Annotated in this window: 17 protein-coding genes; 14 read left to right on the forward strand and 3 right to left on the reverse strand. The window is 31.7% G+C overall.

What is annotated here, in order from left to right; all coding sequences use genetic code 11:
• Positions 1-8: 8 nt before the first annotated feature.
• From ES674_RS14930 to ES674_RS14940, 3 genes are all read right to left on the reverse strand, one after another.
• Complete coding sequence (locus tag ES674_RS14930) at positions 9-695, reverse strand: hypothetical protein (protein WP_317132064.1); 687 nt, start codon at positions 693-695, stop codon at positions 9-11.
• Positions 696-804: 109 nt separating this feature from the next.
• Positions 805-1,074 carry a helix-turn-helix domain-containing protein gene (locus tag ES674_RS14935; protein ID WP_066249902.1) on the reverse strand — a complete coding sequence of 90 codons (270 nt, stop codon included), beginning with the start codon at positions 1,072-1,074 and terminating at the stop codon, positions 805-807.
• Between the two features lie 273 nt (positions 1,075-1,347).
• A complete protein-coding gene (locus ES674_RS14940) occupies positions 1,348-2,052 on the reverse strand; it encodes an RteC domain-containing protein (protein ID WP_148405365.1) in 705 nt (234 codons plus the stop codon).
• A gap of 1,140 nt (positions 2,053-3,192) precedes the next feature.
• Between ES674_RS14940 and ES674_RS14945 the strand changes: the two genes are divergently transcribed.
• From ES674_RS14945 to ES674_RS15010, 14 genes are all read left to right on the forward strand, one after another.
• Positions 3,193-4,581, forward strand: a complete 1,389-nt coding sequence (locus ES674_RS14945) for a phospholipase D-like domain-containing protein (RefSeq protein WP_148405366.1) — start codon at positions 3,193-3,195, stop codon at positions 4,579-4,581.
• Complete coding sequence (locus tag ES674_RS14950) at positions 4,574-5,323, forward strand: vWA domain-containing protein (RefSeq protein ID WP_148405368.1); 750 nt, start codon at positions 4,574-4,576, stop codon at positions 5,321-5,323. Before ES674_RS14945 ends, ES674_RS14950 begins: the two co-directional genes overlap by 8 nt.
• Positions 5,323-6,114, forward strand: coding sequence for a PP2C family serine/threonine-protein phosphatase (locus ES674_RS14955; protein ID WP_148405370.1), 792 nt, complete (start codon positions 5,323-5,325; stop codon positions 6,112-6,114). Before ES674_RS14950 ends, ES674_RS14955 begins: the two co-directional genes overlap by 1 nt.
• Positions 6,107-8,155, forward strand: coding sequence for a protein kinase family protein (locus tag ES674_RS14960; RefSeq protein WP_148405372.1), 2,049 nt, complete (start codon positions 6,107-6,109; stop codon positions 8,153-8,155). The genes ES674_RS14955 and ES674_RS14960 overlap by 8 nt, the downstream gene beginning before the upstream one ends.
• Positions 8,152-9,474 (forward strand): DUF4407 domain-containing protein, encoded by a 1,323-nt coding sequence (locus ES674_RS14965; protein WP_148405374.1) that lies wholly within the window; start codon positions 8,152-8,154, stop codon positions 9,472-9,474. Before ES674_RS14960 ends, ES674_RS14965 begins: the two co-directional genes overlap by 4 nt.
• Positions 9,475-9,479: 5 nt before the next feature.
• Positions 9,480-9,794 carry a DUF6804 family protein gene (locus tag ES674_RS14970; RefSeq protein ID WP_148405376.1) on the forward strand — a complete coding sequence of 105 codons (315 nt, stop codon included), beginning with the start codon at positions 9,480-9,482 and terminating at the stop codon, positions 9,792-9,794.
• A gap of 86 nt (positions 9,795-9,880) precedes the next feature.
• Positions 9,881-10,264, forward strand: a complete 384-nt coding sequence (locus ES674_RS14975; RefSeq protein WP_148405378.1) for a hypothetical protein — start codon at positions 9,881-9,883, stop codon at positions 10,262-10,264.
• A 219-nt stretch (positions 10,265-10,483) separates the two neighbouring features.
• A complete protein-coding gene (gene hsdR, locus ES674_RS14980; RefSeq protein ID WP_148405417.1) occupies positions 10,484-12,856 on the forward strand; it encodes an EcoAI/FtnUII family type I restriction enzme subunit R in 2,373 nt (790 codons plus the stop codon).
• A 2-nt stretch (positions 12,857-12,858) separates the two neighbouring features.
• The gene (locus tag ES674_RS14985) at positions 12,859-14,997 is read left to right on the forward strand and encodes a GmrSD restriction endonuclease domain-containing protein (protein ID WP_148405380.1); all 2,139 of its coding nucleotides are present in this window, start codon (positions 12,859-12,861) and stop codon (positions 14,995-14,997) included.
• A 10-nt stretch (positions 14,998-15,007) separates the two neighbouring features.
• Complete coding sequence (locus ES674_RS14990) at positions 15,008-16,438, forward strand: class I SAM-dependent DNA methyltransferase (protein ID WP_148405382.1); 1,431 nt, start codon at positions 15,008-15,010, stop codon at positions 16,436-16,438.
• A 31-nt stretch (positions 16,439-16,469) separates the two neighbouring features.
• Positions 16,470-18,236 (forward strand): restriction endonuclease subunit S, encoded by a 1,767-nt coding sequence (locus ES674_RS14995; RefSeq protein WP_148405384.1) that lies wholly within the window; start codon positions 16,470-16,472, stop codon positions 18,234-18,236.
• Positions 18,233-19,084: a hypothetical protein gene (locus ES674_RS15000; protein WP_148405386.1), complete on the forward strand. Its 852-nt coding sequence runs from the start codon at positions 18,233-18,235 to the stop codon at positions 19,082-19,084. The genes ES674_RS14995 and ES674_RS15000 overlap by 4 nt, the downstream gene beginning before the upstream one ends.
• Before the next feature lie 104 nt (positions 19,085-19,188).
• Positions 19,189-20,160 carry a hypothetical protein gene (locus ES674_RS15005; protein WP_148405388.1) on the forward strand — a complete coding sequence of 324 codons (972 nt, stop codon included), beginning with the start codon at positions 19,189-19,191 and terminating at the stop codon, positions 20,158-20,160.
• Between the two features lie 89 nt (positions 20,161-20,249).
• The gene (locus ES674_RS15010; protein WP_148405390.1) at positions 20,250-20,657 is read left to right on the forward strand and encodes a hypothetical protein; all 408 of its coding nucleotides are present in this window, start codon (positions 20,250-20,252) and stop codon (positions 20,655-20,657) included.
• Positions 20,658-20,700 lie beyond the last annotated feature (43 nt).

A 20,700-nucleotide genomic window follows, 5' to 3' on the forward strand; every position in this document is an offset into this window, starting at 1 on the left:
GCGGTTTTTTAAAGTGGCTGATTGTAATTTTTGTTTTTTGTTGTCTTTAGGTTGTCCTTGTTTTGGGACCTTTCGACTGCGCTCAAGGTGACAGCTTTCTCGTTTTTAATTTCCTCTGATTTTAGCATCCAATTTTGAGCTGCGGCCTTCCAGTCGACAATTTTAGTTTTTCCACCTAATTTCCAACCGATGCTCTGGTAGTGATTATAAAATTTTTGAGCTTCAGTAGTGGGCCATTTTTTTGATTTAAAAAATTCTATAACTACATTTTGATTTTTTGGCTGTGCTAGTTTATAAAGTTTATTATTATTTTCTATTTGTTTATTATGTTTATATAAAGGTACCAGTGCTTGTCCTTGATTTGGGACGATTAAGTCCACTGCTTGTCCAGAGGTTGTACCAAATATGAGCATGTTAATTTTTGAGCCTTTAAACGGGTTATGAGATGGGTGGTAAATTAAATTTTTATAGTGATTTAGTTCCTTTACGCATCTGTGATAGGTGGATTTTGAGCCTATTTTGGATAGGTTCATGACTTCTTCACGATTAAAATGGAACTGTTCTGGAAACCTGTTGTGATTCCATAATTGGAAAAATGCCATATACAAACTGACATGAGTTGGATTTAACCTGTTGTCTTTAGAGAACTGTTGAAACACCGCGTTGAGATGTTTTATGTAGTTAATTGATGGCATGTTTATTTAATCTTAAATGTTATGCATTCTTTATTATGCGACTTGCAGCTAGATGAATGGTTGGGATGGTTGGATTAAAGAGGTCCCGTGTCGCCCAAGGGGTTTGTGATTAAACGTGATGCATGCGGTTATCTTCGAGAACCTTGTTAATGTCTTCTTGGTCATAATAAATAATACCGCCTAATTTTGTGTAAGGGATGGTACCATTGACACGGAGGTTTTGAAGCGTTCCTGGGCTTACTTGTAGAAGCTTCATGACTTCTGTTGACCTTAAGTACTTCTTTGAAGGTTGAGCGTTGGAAAGAAGAGATTTCATCTCGTCGAATAATTCCATTTTAAATTGATAGAGATCGTCGGTGGTCAGAATTGTTGTTGGCATAATGATATTATTTAATTAGTGCTTGTCTTTATGTTAACTAGAGTTCTTTAATAAAGCCATCATCATTAGCTTTCGCTTTAGATGGTGGCTGCTATTAATCTGGCCATCAAAAAGCAAATTTGGGGCAATTTGTTGATATTTCTTCGGTAGTACCGAACGCATACCGAAAGAATTTAACATTTAATTAACAGAAATAGAAAGGGATAGGAGGGGTAGGTACTGCGGTAAACGCATAGATATAAGGTGAAAATGATAGATAATGATGGTTTAGAGTTAAGTAGTGTATTCGTCCATTTTCTTTATTAGTGAAAAACGCATGGAATCTAAAAACTTGGTACGTTCTCCTTCACGTGCTTTAATTTCTCCGTAAGTTTTATAGAAATTACCTAGCTTAATGTTGAAAAGTGATTCACATATTTGGGCTAAAATTTTTAAATCTATATTACCATTTTGAACGGCCCCCGTGGCATTAATGGCATACAATAATTCTACTAAATCTGTTTTAGAAGCTGTCCAAGAAAAGGTTTGAGTTATTGGAGGAGTGGTATTATTAGAAGATATATTTTTTTGAGATTTTAATTTTAGAAGCTCTTTTTTAAAATAAGTTACAAGTAAGTCGTAAGCCATTATTTTTGCCACTTTATCATCATGACTTGTTGAAAATTCAGGGTCGATAAAATGATTTATGTTATTCGATATGTCGATGCTATTTATACCCCTAACAAAATAGATGTGATCATATCTTGTTGATTTATGCCTGTAGTATTTTACGAATTCTATTTCACTTAATTTATGGGCTTCGAATTTATCTAAAATGAGATGAATGTGTTTTCGTTGCCGAGGAAGGCTTAATTTGGGGCGATTTAGCAAATAGTAATGAACATGAGAAAAGTACTTTAAATGACCATTGATTAAGGGTTTTAACTCTTTAAAAAAGTAAATTTCATCCGATTGTGATGAAAAATCTTTTTCCCTAATATAAAGTCTTAATTAGTGCAAATATTCACTGCTCAAACTTACGTAATTCTCTAAATACGTAATTTCATTTAGTCTATCTTGAGGAAGACTATTGACTTTTAATTTAAAATCATCAATCAAGGCATTTATCTTAATCATAAATGATGAGATTTGGGTTGGGATATTAAATATAATAAAATTTACACAAATATTTATTAATGAGTTAGTTATATTGGTTTTAAATGTAAAAGAAAGGTTGAAATTGAATCTGTTTGGTTAACTAAAAACCTATTTGAAATTAATAATAATTGCTAAATGAAAGTTTAGGAAGGATAGAGAAATTTAAAATTTTATCGGAAAGGATATAGATAAGAATTTATCTAGTGATGGATAAAGCTTGTTGATTACGTATTAACTTAAATACTTAAAAGTGAATCTTAAAAGTGAATCTTAAAAGTGAATCTTAAAAGTGAATCTTAAAAGTAAAGTAGTAAAATAATTTTAGCTGCTAGCTCATAAAACAAATTTAAGTATTTTGCGCTAAAGTTTTTAAGTAGAGACTAATAGCATTTGTTTTAATTTATAGAGTTGTGGTATTATGAATAAAAGGGGAGAAGATTGTTGTACCTATGTTATACCCAAATAGAAAAGTCAAGATTTTCATCTTGACTTTTCCTTGTTTTACTAGTAGCGAGAACGGGGCACGATCCCGTGACCTCTGGGTTATGAAAATTCTAACTATTTGATAGTCAATGAATTACATGATGTTTTCGCTGCAAATATGCTCCAAAAAAGAACAGGTTATGTTCACTATTATTAATATTAATTTGAATTAGCAATATATAAATTTTTTTCAATAACTGTATGTCTTATAGCTATATAAATTAGGGGTTTATAAAATGGGATTTTGCGCTTTTTAGGGGTTTGAAGACTCTTGGAAAGTGGCGGACAGGGTGAACACGGTTTTTTACTTGCTTATTTGTTTCAAAATTCAAAGAAGATGTATATAAATAGTTTGGAATAATTTATCTACTTACGGCTTTCCGTAAGTAGATTATTTTAAAAAGTAGTAGATTCGAAAAAATAAATCGTTAATTATTTATAATTTAGGAGACTTTCCTAGTTATTGTTTTAATTAACTTAGAGCTTTTATACTTAAATATGCAGATAGATAGTTATTTCACACAACAGACAGATGTTAAGAGTATTATATTAGACCACCTTGATAAAACAGAAAACACAGTTTTTGTTGCTGTAGCTTGGTTTACAGATAAAAAGTTATTCAACAAAATATTAGAATTACAATCGAAAGGGATTAGGGTTGAAGTTATCATTACAGATCATGAGTTTAATCACAATTCTTATAACGATTATAATCTAATAGATGATAATGGTGGTTATTTCTCAATGGTTGGGAGCGATATTAGATTGATGCATATGAAGTTTTGCATCATAGATTTTAATACAGTAATTAGTGGAAGTGCAAACTGGTCGAAGAAAGCATTTTCTACTAACAATGAGGAGGTGACAATAGTGATAGATAACTTAGGCAGGGCAAATGAGTTTGTTTCTGAATTTAAACGCCTTAAGGAACTTTCAACAAACATTGATGTAAATAAGGAGGTTCTTTTACTTAATGAGGTTTTCAAACTTTTTAAATTGATTAAGGCTTTCATTGAAATAGGTGAACCTAATAAAATGCAACCGTATATTTATAGGTTGGAAGATAATCCTGACCTAAATGAAGTAGTATTAAATTTAAAAAATGCCAATTACGATTTAGCTGTTGCTAAAATGAATAAATTTGAGAAAGATCGAACGATTCTTATTGATATAACAGCCATTGAGAAACAACAACTTCTTAATCAAATCAATTTAATTTCGTACCAATTAGAGTCTTTAGAGTTCAAAAAATCAGATGTAGAAAGATTAATAGAACAATTTAATCATCGATATATTATCGAATTGAATCCTCTTATTTCTAAAATTTTGCAATTAAAGAGGAAGATATATAAAAAGCTCGAACGTTTTGGTTTTTCTGATGAGGAGTTTCAAAATGTTGATGAAGAGTTTCATCGTAAGAATGCAGAATATCAACGAGAATTGGAAATTGATTTACCTCATCTTGATGAGGCTGATTCTAGAAATATAAAAGAGATGTATAGAAATGCTTCTAAATATTGCCATCCAGATTCGGCTAAATGTGTCTTTGAAGATAAAGAAAAGGCAGCTGAAATATTTTCGGCATTAACAGACGCATATAAAATGAATGATATTGAGAATGTAAAAAGGATACATGATGATATAACATCTCAAAACCCAAGCTTTAATTTTTCAATGGATAGTGCATTGGATAAATTAAGATTGAGATTTGAATCTTTAAAAGAAAAATACACAAGAATAAAGGATGAGCTTTCCCTAATTATATGTTCCGATACTTATATTGAAATAGTTTCAATTGAAAATTGGGATGTGTATTTCAGAGAACAAAAAGAACAATTAGAACGAGAGTATGAATCTCTAGAACTAGAATACACCAACCATGAGTAATAAATTACAAAAAAAACAAGCGCCATCAATAGTAGTCAAACCAACAATTGATTTAACCAAAATTAATACAGGAGCTCTAACTGCAGGATTATCTAAATTAACCATACCAAGGTTGTTTTACCAATTAGTAATCTTCGTAATGGATGGTTCTGGATCAATGACCTACGAAGGTAAAACTGGTAAAAGTAAAGGGGACGAGTTAAGCGATTCCTTAATAGATACTCTTAAACGTTTGAAAGCCAGTAAAAACAAGAATTGTTTTGATGTTTCAATGTATGCCTACGCAAATGAGAGTATTTGTGTATTAAGGCAGGTTCCTATTAAAGATTTGGATCTTACTAAAAACTATAATCCCTGTGATTTTATAACTCATTATAATTCAACAAAGCTTGGAGAAACGATGGAAGCAGTAAAACAAGAATGCAATGACTATTTAAAGATAAATGGAGAAAAAAATGCTCAAGCTCTAATTATAGTTTTAAGTGATGGTGTTGTTTTTGATTACGATTTGTCATTAAAGAAATGCAATGAACTTAAACTCAATAATAAAATAACAATAGCTTCTATATTTTTTGAAAGTGTATCGTGGCAAGAAGGTTTTAATATTGACGATTTAGAGAGCTACAAGAAATATATGCAAGATATGGCATCAAATGAGTCTCTATTTACATCGACCTTGAACGCTGATGAAATTAGAAATCATATGATTAAAAGTATATCTACTGTATCAAAAATTAATTAATGTATATATCCGCGTCTTACATAGATATAAAACTTAATCAAGATTATGCCGATTTCTTTATCGATGAAGATTTTAGTGGACTGATAATTTGTGATGGTATTGGTGAGTTTAAAGATTCTGGAATCGTAGCAAGAACAGTTGTAGAGTTATTTACAGATAAAAAGTTATTAGTTGCTGAAAAAATAATTTACAGTAAGGAACTGATAAATCTTCAAAACAAAAAAATAATTGGTGGTACAACGCTTATTTCATGTGTTGCAGATCTCAAGTTGAATAAAGTTAAAATTCAATATTTAGGAAATGGTGGTATCATTCAGTTTAGAGGTGATTTTGCACAGAATTCTAATTCTTCAATTCCATATCGTTATGCTGATATTATGGTGCCTCATATAGCGCCAAATGGATCCCTAACAAAGCACATTTCCAATCATAGCGGTAAGCAGGAACTAAAGGCTTCAGAAGTTGAATTAAAATTTACTACCGAGGTTGGAGATATTCTGCTGTTTTTTTCTGATGGAATTGGTTCCTTAGAAAATAATTTTATACTTAATGACGAAGAAAATAGGTTTTGGAGATATGAAAATGATATAATTCAAACAGTATTACAAGAATTAAATTTATTCCTAAAAAAAGCTGACTTCAAAGACGGTTTTGATAATCAGTTAATTGAATTTAATAAAAGTATTCTCAAACAATTAAAAAATGAAGATAAGCTTGAGGATGATGCCGCTTTGGGTATACTAATTACAAATGGAGTAATTAACTTTTATAAATCACAAATAGATGGTTAGGTCAATTACAAAAATTACTGAAATTTCTATTTTAGGACAAGGCACAACAGAGAATATTACTTCTCTCAAAACATTAAGTTTTGATGATAAAGAAATTGGTTCAGGCGGGTTTGGTGAAATTTTTACGGTTTTAAGTATAGATGGTATTCAAAATAGTAAGTATGTAGTTAAAATTTTTTCCGCTAAAGATAGTGAACTACATGGGTATGACACAATTAATAAATTACACATTAAACTCAAGAAAATTGAGTCAGCATCTGGTATCCCGGCTTATATAGAAAACCCAGAACTATTTGGACTTCCATTTATTGCCTTAAAAGGATATGATGAAATTGAAGAAATAAATGTAACGGCATTTATAATGTATGACCTAAATAAACTAGGGTTTATTGATTATGGATCAGAAAATGCTGATAATTCCGCATATCGTTCATTACCTATTCAAGATAAAATTTTTATCGGTTATCAATTTGCAATATCAATACAGTTTCTACATAACTTAAAGTTTATTCATTCCGATTTGAAAGAGGCGGCTATTTGGTATCATCCATTAAAAAAACAACTTGCAATAATCGATTTTGATAGTGGATATCATTTTGATACTCAAGAAAAGCCTACTACTCTAGGTGCTTTAAGTCATTGGATTTCGGGAGGTTTAAGAAATATTATCAGCTCAAATGATGGCAACAAGAATAGATCGGTAAAAGATAGGCTCAACGAGGAATATTGGATACTTGCAAGTGCACTTTTTGAATTGATTTTTGATGTCATGCCGTATTTCTTTTTGAAGGATTCTGATGATATTACAAAAAGGAAATATTTAAAGAAAAATAATTGGCCAGAAATAGATGAAGATTCTCCGCAATTTCAAACTGAAAATAAAACACAGCATGATTCATTGCTACAGGTAATTTCGAATTTTAGAATAGCTGGATTGGATGAATTGATAAATAATTTCAATAAGATTTTTAATGAGGGGTATTCAAATGAAAATAAGCGACTCTCCCCTCAAGAATGGGCAATTTTTCTAAAAGATATCAATGCATCATTAGGAAATATGCCAATTATAGAAAGTTTTGAGGCTAATAAGGATAGCATACTGCAAAGGGATGAGTCTGTAACTGTTTTTTTTGAAACGAATTTCGCACGATATATTTCGGTTGATGATTCTTATTATAGTCCTATTTTAAATCAAAGTGTAGATGTTTTATGTAAATCAAAAAATAACCGAATAATATTAAAAGCTATAAATCCTATTGGGAAGGCCACGGCAGAAATAATTATTAATGCGGAAGATAGACCACCACAAATAATAGAATTTAAAGCTAATAAATTAATTAGAGATACGAAAGAACCTTTAATACTAAAATGGAAAACTGAAAATGTAAAGAAGGTTCTTATAAGCAACGTTGAAGGAGAATTTAATGGGAATTCCCAAATTGAAATTTATCCAGAAAGTAAAACGGAATACAAACTGACGGCCTTTGGGTATTTTGATGAGCATTTAGAACAGTTTTTAATTGCAGACGTGATATTGCCAAGGATAAAGCGATTTGATTGGGAGATTAATTTAAATCATGGTATCCATAATGTAGATTTAATTTGGGATACTGAAAACACAATAGAAGTTAAAATTGATCCTAAATTAGGTGTTAGTAATGTTACAGGTTTAGTACATATTCCTATAATGGAAGAAACAAATTTTACTTTGACAGCCATCGGGCTTTTTTCTAATGTTACTGAAAGTATTCAAGCCCATCCATTCCCTGCGCCTATCATAAAACAAATATTTGTTGAAACTCCTAAAATGAATTTACAAACTAACATCCAGTCTGTAGATCTCAAAAGTTTTAAGCAGTTGACTATCCCCATAGATAATCTTAATTCAGGGTTAATATTTTTAGATAGGTTGGAGTTGCCAAAATTTGAAACTAAAAATAGTTTAATTGATAGTTCAGAAATATATAATGCTCCTAATCAAAATTTTGTAATCAATAGTATATATAATAAAATTAGAAACTTAATCAATCGTCAACCATGAAATTCATAAGTTTTATTCGAAAAATTTTAAATAAGCCTTTTCAAAGTGTCTATAGACTATTTTTATGGTCTTCTGGAGCAGATTTAAAGATCTTAAAACAAGCACCTACTGATAATAATAAATTTTTCGGGATAGGAGGAACTATATTATTTACTGCTTTAATGGCAACATTCGCTGGTGGTTATGCTTTTTTTACAGCATTTAAAAGCCCCTATTTGGCTGTTTTGTTTGGTATATTTTGGGGTGCATTAATTTTTAATCTTGACAGGTATATAGTCTCCACCTTTGGGGTGGGAGATGGTAAAAAAACAATTTCTAGACAAGAACTTATAGAAGCTGCACCAAGGTTATTAATGGCGATGATTTTAGGCTTCGTAATAGCCACTCCTCTTGAGTTAAAACTTTTTGAAAGTGAAATTAATGCAGAAATAGCGCGTCAAAATTTAATCACTATTCAAGAAGGTAGTTCAAACGCCATTGAAGTGGCGCAAAATCAAAATGCAAGCGATCAAATTGAGATTAATACTTTGCGCGGTATAACTAAAGATCATGAAGCGGAATTGGCTGCCTTAAAGATTAAAAGAGACTCGGCTTATGATAAATATATGTGTGAATTGAACGGTACTTGTGGAACTGGGAAGCCAGGGGAAGGCCCTGTTTTTAGAGAAGCTAAAGCAGCTTATCTATTGCTTAATGAAGAATTCACTAAATTAAATGAAGAATATGCAGATAAACGAAAATCAGATTATAAGCGAATAGAAGAATTAAATGAAAAAATCGAATTAAATTTCACGAAAGCAACTGGACAAGCAGCTAAAACGGAGACGGCTATTGAAGGCAGGAATGGTTTATTGGCAAGATTATCAGCTTTAAATAATTTGTGTTATGAAGAAAAAGCGATAACGCGAATTGATGAAGAAGGGAATAGAGTATTAGTTGGATATGAAACTTTAAAGACAACTGTTTGGTATGCAAAATGGCTCATTACCATTTTATTCATTTTTATTGAAATTGCACCAATTCTATTTAAGATGATGACCGAACGCGGTACATACGATGATATTTTAGACCGCATAAAACATGAAGCAAAAGTAAAGCAGCTTTTATTACAATCAAATATCAACCAAGAAATTAATTCTTCTGTAAAAGTTAATACCGCCATGAATGAATTGAAAATAGAAGAGGAGTTAAAAGCTAATGACGACCTCATTAAAAATATTGCAAAAGCCCAAGCTGAGGTAGCTGCAGTTGCAATTGAATTATGGAAACAGGAACAAATGGAATTAGTTAAGAATAAGGGCATAAATATAGTATCTTAAAACTTATGACAAAACCCCAAATCAAACTCGTCAAAGTTGTTTTAGCGGTGCTGCTATTTCTCTGTCTATTAGATATGCCATACGGTTATTACCAATTCCTACGTTTTGTGTCTTTTGCTGTATTTGGTATTTTAGCATATCAAGCTTATGAAAAAGAAAATAAAACTGAAGTAATTTTATATTTAGTTCTAGCCTTGCTTTTTCAACCATTTATTAAAATCGCACTTGGCAGAACTATTTGGAATGTTGTAGATGTGGTGGTGGGTTTTTGGTTGTTGTATGATGTGTTAATTAAACAAAAAGGAAAGTCACTAGAATAATAAAATAGGTTGCATTTTATGTCAAATAGGTTACTATCAAAGACTATTTGTATTACAAGTTTAATGAATCTTAAATTATTTGTATTATGGAAAAATCTAATAAATGGGAAGACGAGATATCTGTTAAAGTTCAAAAAGGAATTGACTTTCTTTTAAAGCTTTCAAAAAAACAAAGAAATAAGTTGTTGATGTTATTAAAAGAGGTTCAAGCTATTCAAAAATCCGATTTAACAACAGAACAAAAAACGAAAGAAATTAAAAACACTTTATGGACAAAAAGATCGGTTAGTGGAAAACTATTAATGGGTGCTTTTTTGGGAACCATAACTGGACTAATAATTTTTGGTACTGGCGGAATTGGTATTGCTGGATTAGGAGGTGCTATTGGTGTTTGGGGATGGTTTGCGGGAACAGCCGGAGGTGTTTTAGTATCCTCAATTATTCAGAACTTCGAAAAGAAAAAGAATTGAATCATCTCCCGTTTTACTGAAAATTTTAAAGAAATATCATTCTGTTTCAATAGGTTTGATAAATAATATTTAAAAGCATAAATAGATACTGCAAAAGTCCTTTAAATTTCTGTTATATTGTAGGCATTAATCATACTTTTTATATCTTTAAAAACTCCATTAAAGCGGCAGCAATTATAATAACTAATGCTATTACTACAAGAACGTAGTATTATGTCTATGAATAAAAAAGACTTATCCGAAAGAGATATTTGCAGTAAGTTTATAAATCCCTCTATTCAGAAATCTGGTTGGAATATGCGTACCCAAGTAAGAGAAGAAGTTTCTTTTACAGACGGACGAATCATAGTTCAAGGTAAATTATACACACGTGGAAAAAGTAAACGCGCAGATTATATCCTCTACTACAAATCTAATATTCCAATAGCTATTATTGAGGCAAAAGATAATAAAAAGCCTGTTGGACATGGCATGCAACAAGCTCTAGAATATTCTGAAATTCTGCAAATTCCATTTGTATTTACTTCCAATGGTGATTCTTTTGTATTTCATGATAAAACAAGAACGGATGGTGTTTTAGAAGAAGAGCTAACATTAGATAATTTCCCATCGCCTGAAACATTATGGAAAAAATATTTAAAGCATCAAAATATTGAGACTCCAGAAGCTCAAGAAATAGTAGAGAAGGATTATTATTTGGATGATAGTGGTATGAAGCCAAGGTATTATCAGCAAAACGCTGTAAACAGAACTTTAGAAGCCATAGCCAAAGGTCAAGATCGGATTATTTTAGTCATGGCTACTGGTACAGGCAAAACGTATACGGCTTTTAATATTATTTGGCGTCTATGGAAAACAGGAATTAAGAAACGTATTTTGTTTCTAGCAGATAGAAATGCCTTATTAACACAAACCAAAAATGGTGATTTCTCTCCTTTCGGGAATGATATCATGCATATTATTAAAAACCGAAAGATTGATAAATCTTACCAAATATATTTTGCACTTTATCAAGGTTTAACCAGTATAGACGAAGATAAAAATGCCTACAAAGAATTTAGTCCAGATTTTTTCGATCTAATAGTGATTGACGAGTGTCATCGTGGAAGTGCTTCCGAAGCTTCTGCTTGGCGAGATGTTTTGACGTATTTTAATTCGGCTACTCAAATAGGATTGACCGCAACTCCAAAGGAAACTAAAGATGTTTCGAATATGGAATACTTTGGAGAACCTGTATATACCTATTCTTTGAAGCAAGGGATTGATGATGGCTTTTTAGCGCCTTATAAAGTGGTGCGAATTACAACAAATGTAGATGAAGGCTGGAGGCCAACAGCTGGCTTAATTGATAAGTATGGAAATGAAGTAAAAGACCGTATTTATAATTTAAAGGATTACGATAGAACTTTAGCTATAGACGAACGCACAGAATTAATTGCGAAAAAGATTACCGAGTATCTAAAAGCAACAGACCGTTATGCGAAAACAATTGTGTTTTGTGTAGATATAGACCATGCAAATAGAATGCGACAAGCATTAATAAATGAGAATGCCGATTTAGTCGCAAAACACTGGAATTACTGCGTGAAAATTACTGGTGATGATGAAGTAGGAAAGCAAGAATTAGATAATTTTACAGATGTAGAAGAACGCTTTCCTGTTATCGCTACAACTTCTAAAATGTTAACCACTGGTATTGATAGCAAAATGGTTAAAGTGATTGTTTTGGAATCTAACATACAATCCGTTACAGAGTTTAAGCAAATTATTGGTAGAGGTACACGAATACGTGAAGCGGAAGGTAAAGTCTATTTTACCATTATGGATTTTAGAAAAGCAACTAATATTTTTGCTAGACCTGATTTTGATGGTGACCCTGTTCAAATTTACGAACCAGAACCATGTGGTTCAGTGGTACCACCAGATACTATTGAACCGACAGAACCAGATAGTGGAGAACCCAATAATCCAGATTTATTTACGCCAACTCCACCTGATATTGATATCGTTGGAGGAGATCAAGAAGTAAAAAAATTCTACGTCAACCAAATACCTGTTTCGGTGGTTAATGAACGTGTTCAGTATTACGGAAAAGACGGGAAGTTAATTACTGAATCCTTAAAAGATTATTCAAGAAAAAATATCACAAAGGAGTTTGCCTCTTTAGACGATTTTATTCAACGATGGAATGAGTCTGAAAAGAAAGAGGAATTAATAAAAGAACTTGCAGAACATGGTGTCCTTCTTGAAGCCTTGCGCGAAGATGCTGGACAAGATTTAGATGATTTCGATTTAATCTGCCACATTGCCTTCGATCAACCTGCTTTAACGCGACAAGAACGCGCCAATAACGTACGCAAACGCAACTATTTTACGAAGTACAGCGAAACAGCACAAAAGGTTCTAAATAGCTTATTAGATAAATATGAAAAGGAAGGTATTGTAAGCATAGAACAAGGTTCTGTACTTAAAGTAAAACCGTTAACAGAAATGGGTTCTCCCGTGGAATTAGTAAGAGCGTTTGGTAAGAGAAAAGATTTTGAGCAAGCTATGAAAGAATTAGAAAACGAAATTTATAATATCACCGCGTAAAAATGAAAATATCACAGATTTTAGATAAAATAGATGAGAGGCAATTGTTTGTTCCAGCGTTTCAAAGAGAATACGTCTGGAAACGACAACATGCAAAAGATTTAGTGTCTTCATTAATTCAAGATTATCCTACCGGTACAATGCTGACTTGGGAAACGAACTATCCACCTGAATTAAAAGGGGAGCATAAATACGATGCTCGTCAAGGAGCGGTTAAGTTGATTTTAGACGGACAACAGCGTATCACCACATTGTATATGCTAATGACTGGCAACATACCACCTTATTATAAAAAACATGAAATATTGGTTGACATTAGAAATTTATATGTGAATGTCGAAACACTAGCTCTTGAATATTACAAAATAACCATCATGCAAAATGATCCTTTATGGGTTAATATTACAGATATTTTTCAAGGTAAAATTAGATATCGCGATGTGATACAGCAATTAGAACTTAAATTAGATGGAGAACGTGTAGAAAGAGAAAAATCTGATTTAATTGACGATAATTTTAGAGCTATTGAAAAAATTAAAGACAGGGATTTTCAAGAGCAAATTATTCCACCTAAAGCATCGTTAAAAGAAGCTATAGATATTTTTTATATTGTAAATGCGAGTGGAGTAAACCTTACTGATGCTGAATTAGCTTTAGCTCAAATTTCAGGATATTGGCCACAAGCAAGAGATTTATTTAAGAAAAAACTAGTCGAACTAGAAAAGAATGGCTACGTCTTTAAATTAGACTTCATTGTTTATGTATTGTTGGGTGTCTTGCATAATATGGGTTCTAAATTAGATAAACTTCATAGTCAAGATAATAAAGAAAATATACAAGCAGCATGGAAAAGATTAGATGAGGATGTTTTAGACTATGTTTTTAACGTCATGAAAAGCCAAGCTTATATTGACCATACTAAAGAAGTTAACTCCGTTTACGCATTTGTACCTATAATTGTATATGCATATAATAAGGGAGGCAAAAAGCTTTCTCAAATTGAAATTAAAAAAGTTGTAAAATGGTTTTATTATTCACAAATAAGACAGCGTTATGTTAGTCAATTACAGCAAAAATTAGACAAAGATATTGGTGTTGTGGCTAAAGATGAAAACCCATTTGATAAGCTATTAAGTATGATTGCGGCTGAACGGCCTTTAGAAATAAGTAAAGATGAATTTGTTGGTGTAGGTATTAGTCACGCACTTTGGGGTCTAATGAATTTTTACTTTAAAAGCAAAGGCGCTATCTGTTTTACAACAGGTATCAATATCCGTAAAAATATGGGTAAAAAATATGAACTGGAATGGGATCATATTTTTCCGTATTCATTATTGAAATTAGAAGGGTATAATAGAAATAATAAATTTAAATATAGTTTAGCTCAAGAAATTACGAATAGAGCAATTTTAACACAACTCGCAAATCGTAAAAAAAGTAATCATCTAGCGGAAGGTTATTTACTAGAGACTTTAGAGCATTTCCCAGGCGCATTAGAAAAACAATGTATACCAGCTGACGAGGAACTTTGGAAAATGGAGAATTTTGAATTGTTTCTTGAAAAACGCCGCATTTTATTAGCTAAAGAATTAAATGCCTTTCTTAATAATATAACGGAAACAAGTTATGAGTCTATAGATATGGATATTGTGGAGATGATAATGTCTGGCGAGAACAGTCAAGTGGAGTTTAAAACAACGTTGCGCTATGATATGCGAGAGAATAAAGTGAATAAAAAGCTTGAAGAGGTCGTATTAAAAACACTCGCCGCTTTCTCTAATGGGCAAGGAGGCACACTAGTAATGGGGGTAACTGATGAAATGGAAGTAATTGGATTAGAAAATGATTATAAAACATTAAAGAGTGGTACTAAAGATGAATTTGAATTGCATTTGCGAAATTTAGTAAATGCAGCTTACGGTATTGAATTTGCCACTAATAACCTAGATGTTTCATTTCCTGAAATTAATGACACTGAAATATGTATTGTTGATATCAAACAAGGTTTAAGACCTTTATACACCGAAGTGTCAGACAAAAATGGAAACAGGAGTAAAAAGTTCTATGTGCGCAGTGGCAATGCCTCACAAGAAATAGATATTACAGAAGTAGCCCAATATATTAACCAAAGATTTGATTAAAAACAGTTTAATGAGTAACATAACAACAAACATAAAAGGTATACGCGATATTATGCGTAAAGACACAGGAGTAGATGGAGATGCACAACGAATCTCTCAAATGGTGTGGATGCTTTTTATGAAGATTTTTGCCGATAAGGAAGAAGAATGGGAAATTACCATAGAGAATTATGTATCTCCAATTCCTGAACACTTAAAATGGCAAAATTGGGCAGCAGATGACGAAGGCTTAACAGGTGATGCTTTAATGGAGTTTATAGAAACCGAATTGTTTCCTGCGTTAAAAGATTTAGATATTACATTAAGTCCGCAAGCAAAAATTATACGTTCGGTGTTTGACGATACCTATAACTTTATGAAAAACGGAACGCTCTTCCGTCAAGTTATTAATGTGATTAATGAGATTGATTTTAATAGCACTAGTGAGCGCCATGTATTTAATGATATTTACGAAACCATATTAAAAGACCTACAATCTGCAGGTTCTTCAGGGGAGTATTATACACCAAGAGCCGTTACGCAGTTTATGGTAGATATGATTAATCCACAATTAGGAGAAAGCGTACTCGATCCTGCCTGTGGAACGGGTGGATTTTTAACCTGTACTATTGATGCCGTCCGTAATCAAGTAAAAACACCAAAGGATAGAGAGGTATTACAAAACTCCATACGTGGTGTCGAGAAAAAACCATTACCACATTTACTGTGTACTACCAATTTAATGTTACATGGTTTCGATTTACCAGCAGTACGTAGAGATAATTTATTAAGTAAACCCTATGCAGATTGGGGCGCCAAAGACAAGTTAGATATTATACTCTCTAATCCACCTTTTGGTGGTGTAGAAGAAGATGGTACAGAAACCAACTTTCCTAAAAAGTTTAGAACCAAAGAAACAGCCGATTTATTTTTAGCCTTAATTATTAAGCTTTTAAAAGATAAAGGACGTTGTGCAATTGTATTACCAGATGGAACTTTGTTTGGAGAAGGAATGAAAACCCGCCTAAAAGAAGAGTTGTTAGATAAATGTAACCTACACACCATTGTACGTTTACCAAATGGCGTTTTTAACCCATACACAAGTATTAAAACCAACTTATTGTTTTTTGAAAAAGGCACGCCTACCAAAGACGTATGGTACTACGAACACCAATACCCAAAAGGTGCTAAAAGCTATAATAAAGGAACACCAATTAACATAAAAGAGTTTGATGTTGAAAAAGCGTGGTGGAACAAACGTGAAGAAAATGAATATGCTTGGAAAGTTTCTATTGAAGATATTAAAAAACGCAATTACAACCTAGATATAAAAAACCCACACCAAGAAGTTGATACTTTAGAAAGCCCAGAAGTAATTTTAGAAAAGTTTAGAACTACGGAACAAAAAATTTCTAGCATACAAGACGAAATTATTAATGTTTTAACTGAAGCTTTAAAATAATCAAATTCCTGCGAAGGCAGGAATCTCAACTATGCAACTACTACAACACTTTAAAGAATTAACCATTCGTCCTAAAAATGCCAAAGAACTAAAAGGTTTGATTTTGCAATTGGCTATTCAAGGGAAATTGACTGCGAATTGGAGAGCAGAAAATAAAGATATTGAACCAGCTTCAGAATTATTGAAAAGAATACAAAAAGAAAAAGAGCAGCTTGTTAAGGAAAAAAAAATAAAAAAAGGCAATGTGTTTAGTGAGCTTTCATATGATGATATTCCATATACAATAAGTGAAAAATGGATTTGGTGCAAAGTAGGTGATATAACAGATATTATTGCAGGAGCTAGCTTTAAGAGTGGAGATTTTAATAAAACAGGAGGTGTTAAGTGTATAAAAATAACTAATGCAGGTGTTCGTGATTTTGTAGAAACAAATGATTATTTACCTGAAGGGTTTAATGAATTATATACTAATTATTTAATTAAGGAAGGAGACTTAATTTTAGCTTTAACTAGACCTTATATTAAAGATGGGTTGAAGATTTCGACTTGTCCTCCTTCTTATAATAATTCTTTACTTAACCAGCGTGTTGCTTCAATAAGGTCAATGTCAAGTTATGTTTTTCATCCTTATATTTTTTCATTCATTCAATCACCAATGGTTTTAAAGCTCTATAAATCTAAATTTGATGGAAAGAGTCAGCAGCCTAATATGAAAATGGGAGATATTATAGATTTAGTAATTTCTCTTCCACCCCTAGAAGAACAAAAAGAAATCGTAAAAGTAGTAGAAACCCTTTTTAAAGAAGTTGAGCAATTAGAGCAATTAACGGTAGCTCGTATTGGGTTAAAAGAAGATTTTTTAACATCAGCATTAAATCAACTCACTACCAATAACGCTAAACAAGAATGGACTTTTTTACAAGAGCATTTTAAAAGTTTCTTTAATGAAACTACCAACATTAAAAAGTTACGAGAAACGGTTTTACAATTAGCAGTACAAGGTAAACTCACAGCAGATTGGCGAGCAAATAATCCAGATACAGAAGATGCAAGTATTTTATTAAAACGTATTCAAGAAGGGAAAGCTCAATTGATAAAAGAGAAAAAAATAAAAAACGAAAAAGCCTTACCTAAAATTACCAAAGATGAAACTCCTTATGAATTACCTGAAGGTTGGGTTTGGTGTAGGTTAATTGATATCTCCGTATACATTCAAAGAGGGAAATCACCTAAATATTCAGATATTAAAAAATATCCAGTGATTGCTCAAAAATGTATTCAATGGAAAGATTTTGAGATGTATAAGGCTAAATTTATTGACCCAGAAACTATTATTAAGTACGGTCCAGAGAGAATTCTTAAAACAGGAGATTTATTGTGGAATTCAACAGGTCGTGGTTCTCTCGGTCGTATTGGACTTTATAATGAATTATATAATGATTATGAATTAGCAGTGGCAGATTCTCATGTAACCGTAATAAGAGTTGACAAGGAGAATTGTAATGCAGATTATGCGTTCAAATATTTATCAAGTCCATTTATCCAGGACCATATTGAAAGTAGATCTTCAGGAAGTACAAATCAAATAGAATTAAACACAACTACTGTAAAAGAAACAATGTTTCCGTTAGCTCCGCTAGAAGAACAAAAAGTCATTGTAGAAAAAGTAAATGCTTTAATGGGTTTATGTGATGCTTTAGAGCAAGAAGTACAACAAAGCCAAGAACATAGTGAGATGATGATGCAGAGTGTTTTGCGGGAGGTTTTTGAAGGGGAAAGTAAAATGGTTGAGGTATGAGTGAACAAGAAAAACCAATGGATGATAAAAGCTACGATTTAAATAAGTTATTTGATTTTTTTGAGTATTGGAGAAAGCACACACACCCAACAGAATTTTATAATGAAGGATGGTTGCTAAAAGTATTAGTTTATGCAATTACAGATTTTGGTTTAACAGACCATGAGTTATATGTAAATGAGAAAGAGCAGTTTTTTAGCGAGGGATTGCTGCGTAGTCCATTCTTAACAAACGGTACAAAAAATCCTTTTGCTGAAAGTCACACGCATGCAGATGGAGCAATAGGGGATTTTAGTATTGGAAACGCTAAACATAAAGGTCTTTTAGAATTAACAGGAAACAAATTAAATATTTTTGAGGCAAAAATTAATTCTGGATTCTCTACAGGTGTTACTAATGCTTCATTTTTTAATCAGGCAGCGCGATATATTGCTTGTATAACAGAAACTATTGGTAAAGAAAAAGTATTAGACGATTTATCTATTGGTTTTTATTTAGTTGTGCCCGAAAGTCAATTTGAAAAAAAGAACAAGAAGAACAATGACAAGATGAATTTTAAAGAGTTCTTAAATGAGAAACACATTTTAGATATCGTTAAAAGAAGGGTTGATCAATATAAAGATGAAGCGGATTATGATGAAAGAAAAGAATGGCTGGAAACAAAATTTAAGCCAGTAATTGAAAAATTAGCAATAAATAATCTAAAGCCTCTTTTTTATGAGGATATAATTGCTGAATTAAAAGAATATACATTTATAGATAAGATTAAAGATTTTTATGATTTATGTCTTGAGAATAATGGTTTAGAGAAAAAGTATAATAATACCGATAATATAAAGAGCAGTTAATGTAGAGTTGTTTACGGGAGCTTTTTAAGAGGGAAAGAGAAGCAGTTTGTGAGTGAACAAGAATAAACAATATACGCAGAAATAAAAAAAGTAAAGAATCAACTATGAATGTAGAGGATATATTAGAAAATATAAATATTTGGAAAAAAGAGCCATTTTATGAGAATTATTATCGCGCTGGTGTTTACCACAAGCGAATATTAGACCTTTTAAACCTTGATAACCTAGAAGATTTAAAAAATTATTTTATCAAATTAAAAACCCCCAACCAAATAGATTTAAAGACTAATACAGAATTTTTAGAAATTAAGGAAGAGGAAAGAAAGCTTCAAACCCTGTATAAAGAAAGTGAGGGTAAGTACACTCACCAGTTTACTGGTTTGTCCTCTTATCATTATGAAGATCAATTAGATGCTAATGAAGAACAACAAAAACCATTTTATGCTATTGCTAAAAAAGACGAAATAGCGAATGCACCACATAAGTGGATGACTGACTTTTTCTTTGGGCATTATAAAGGAGCTTGGCAACGGGAAGATATGGCAGATTTTGACCAATTTTTAACTAAATTTCGCAGAACCAAAATATTGATAAAACAAAAAGGCAAACTAATCAAAAACTGGAATGCATTAGTTTTAAAAGCTTTGACTTATACAGGTTATGATATAATTATTAAAAATAATAGAAATAGTTATGGTATAGATAAAGATTCTTTTCAAATTCTATCAGCCCATCTATTACCTCTTCAGACTGCAGTAATAGCTAAAAACTATCGTTTAGATGAGTTGGGTTGTGTGCAGTTAGATCTTAAAAATGGTATTATGGCAGCGTTGGAAATTACTGAAATGCCACTAAAAACAAATTTTAATGAAGTAGAATTGGGAGAAATAAAAAGCACGCAACCTATTAGCTATTCTGGTTATGACAATAGCTTATACGTATTAAATAGTTTGACCTTATTTTTCGAAGGCTATCAGTTCAAATTCGAATTTGAGGCGTTTGCAGTGTTATCAAATGGATTTAATACTAATCAAAATGCAGCCGCTAGATTATATGATAACATAATAGATGATTAGTATAAGTTAAAAAATATTAACATTTTTAAAAGCCTAAAAAGTAATTTTGTTGGATTAGGATTTAAAAGATGAGTTGTTAAAAAAAACATATGTGTAAACTGTCAAATAAAATAAAATTTTGCACCTGTATTGATGAGGATAAAGATATAGAAGAACTCAATCATTATTGGGTGTTACATAGGTATAACAAAAATAAGGGCGAAACAGTTATGGGTTCACCAATTTTACCAGATCATCTAAATCCCATGTTTGAAATCAATGCAGAACTATTAGTAAATACCTTAAACACCCCTGAAGCATTCGATAAAAACCTGCAACTTGAAAAAGGAGATAGACTGGAAGTAGTGCTCTGTAATAATGCCAAGGATAGAAATGAATCTTTATACTATAATTTTAAATACACAAAAGGTATATGGAAAACCATGGAGTCAGATTGTTTTGATTTAATGAGTAATTTTGATGAGGTTCGTGGAGGAGAAGTAAAGGAAACTAAATAGGAATAGAAATCAAAATGGATCAAGATTTTGGTCGGCAAATGAT

The sequence above is a fragment of the Bizionia myxarmorum genome (assembly GCF_008086205.1).
Classification (GTDB): domain Bacteria; phylum Bacteroidota; class Bacteroidia; order Flavobacteriales; family Flavobacteriaceae; genus Algorimicrobium; species Algorimicrobium myxarmorum.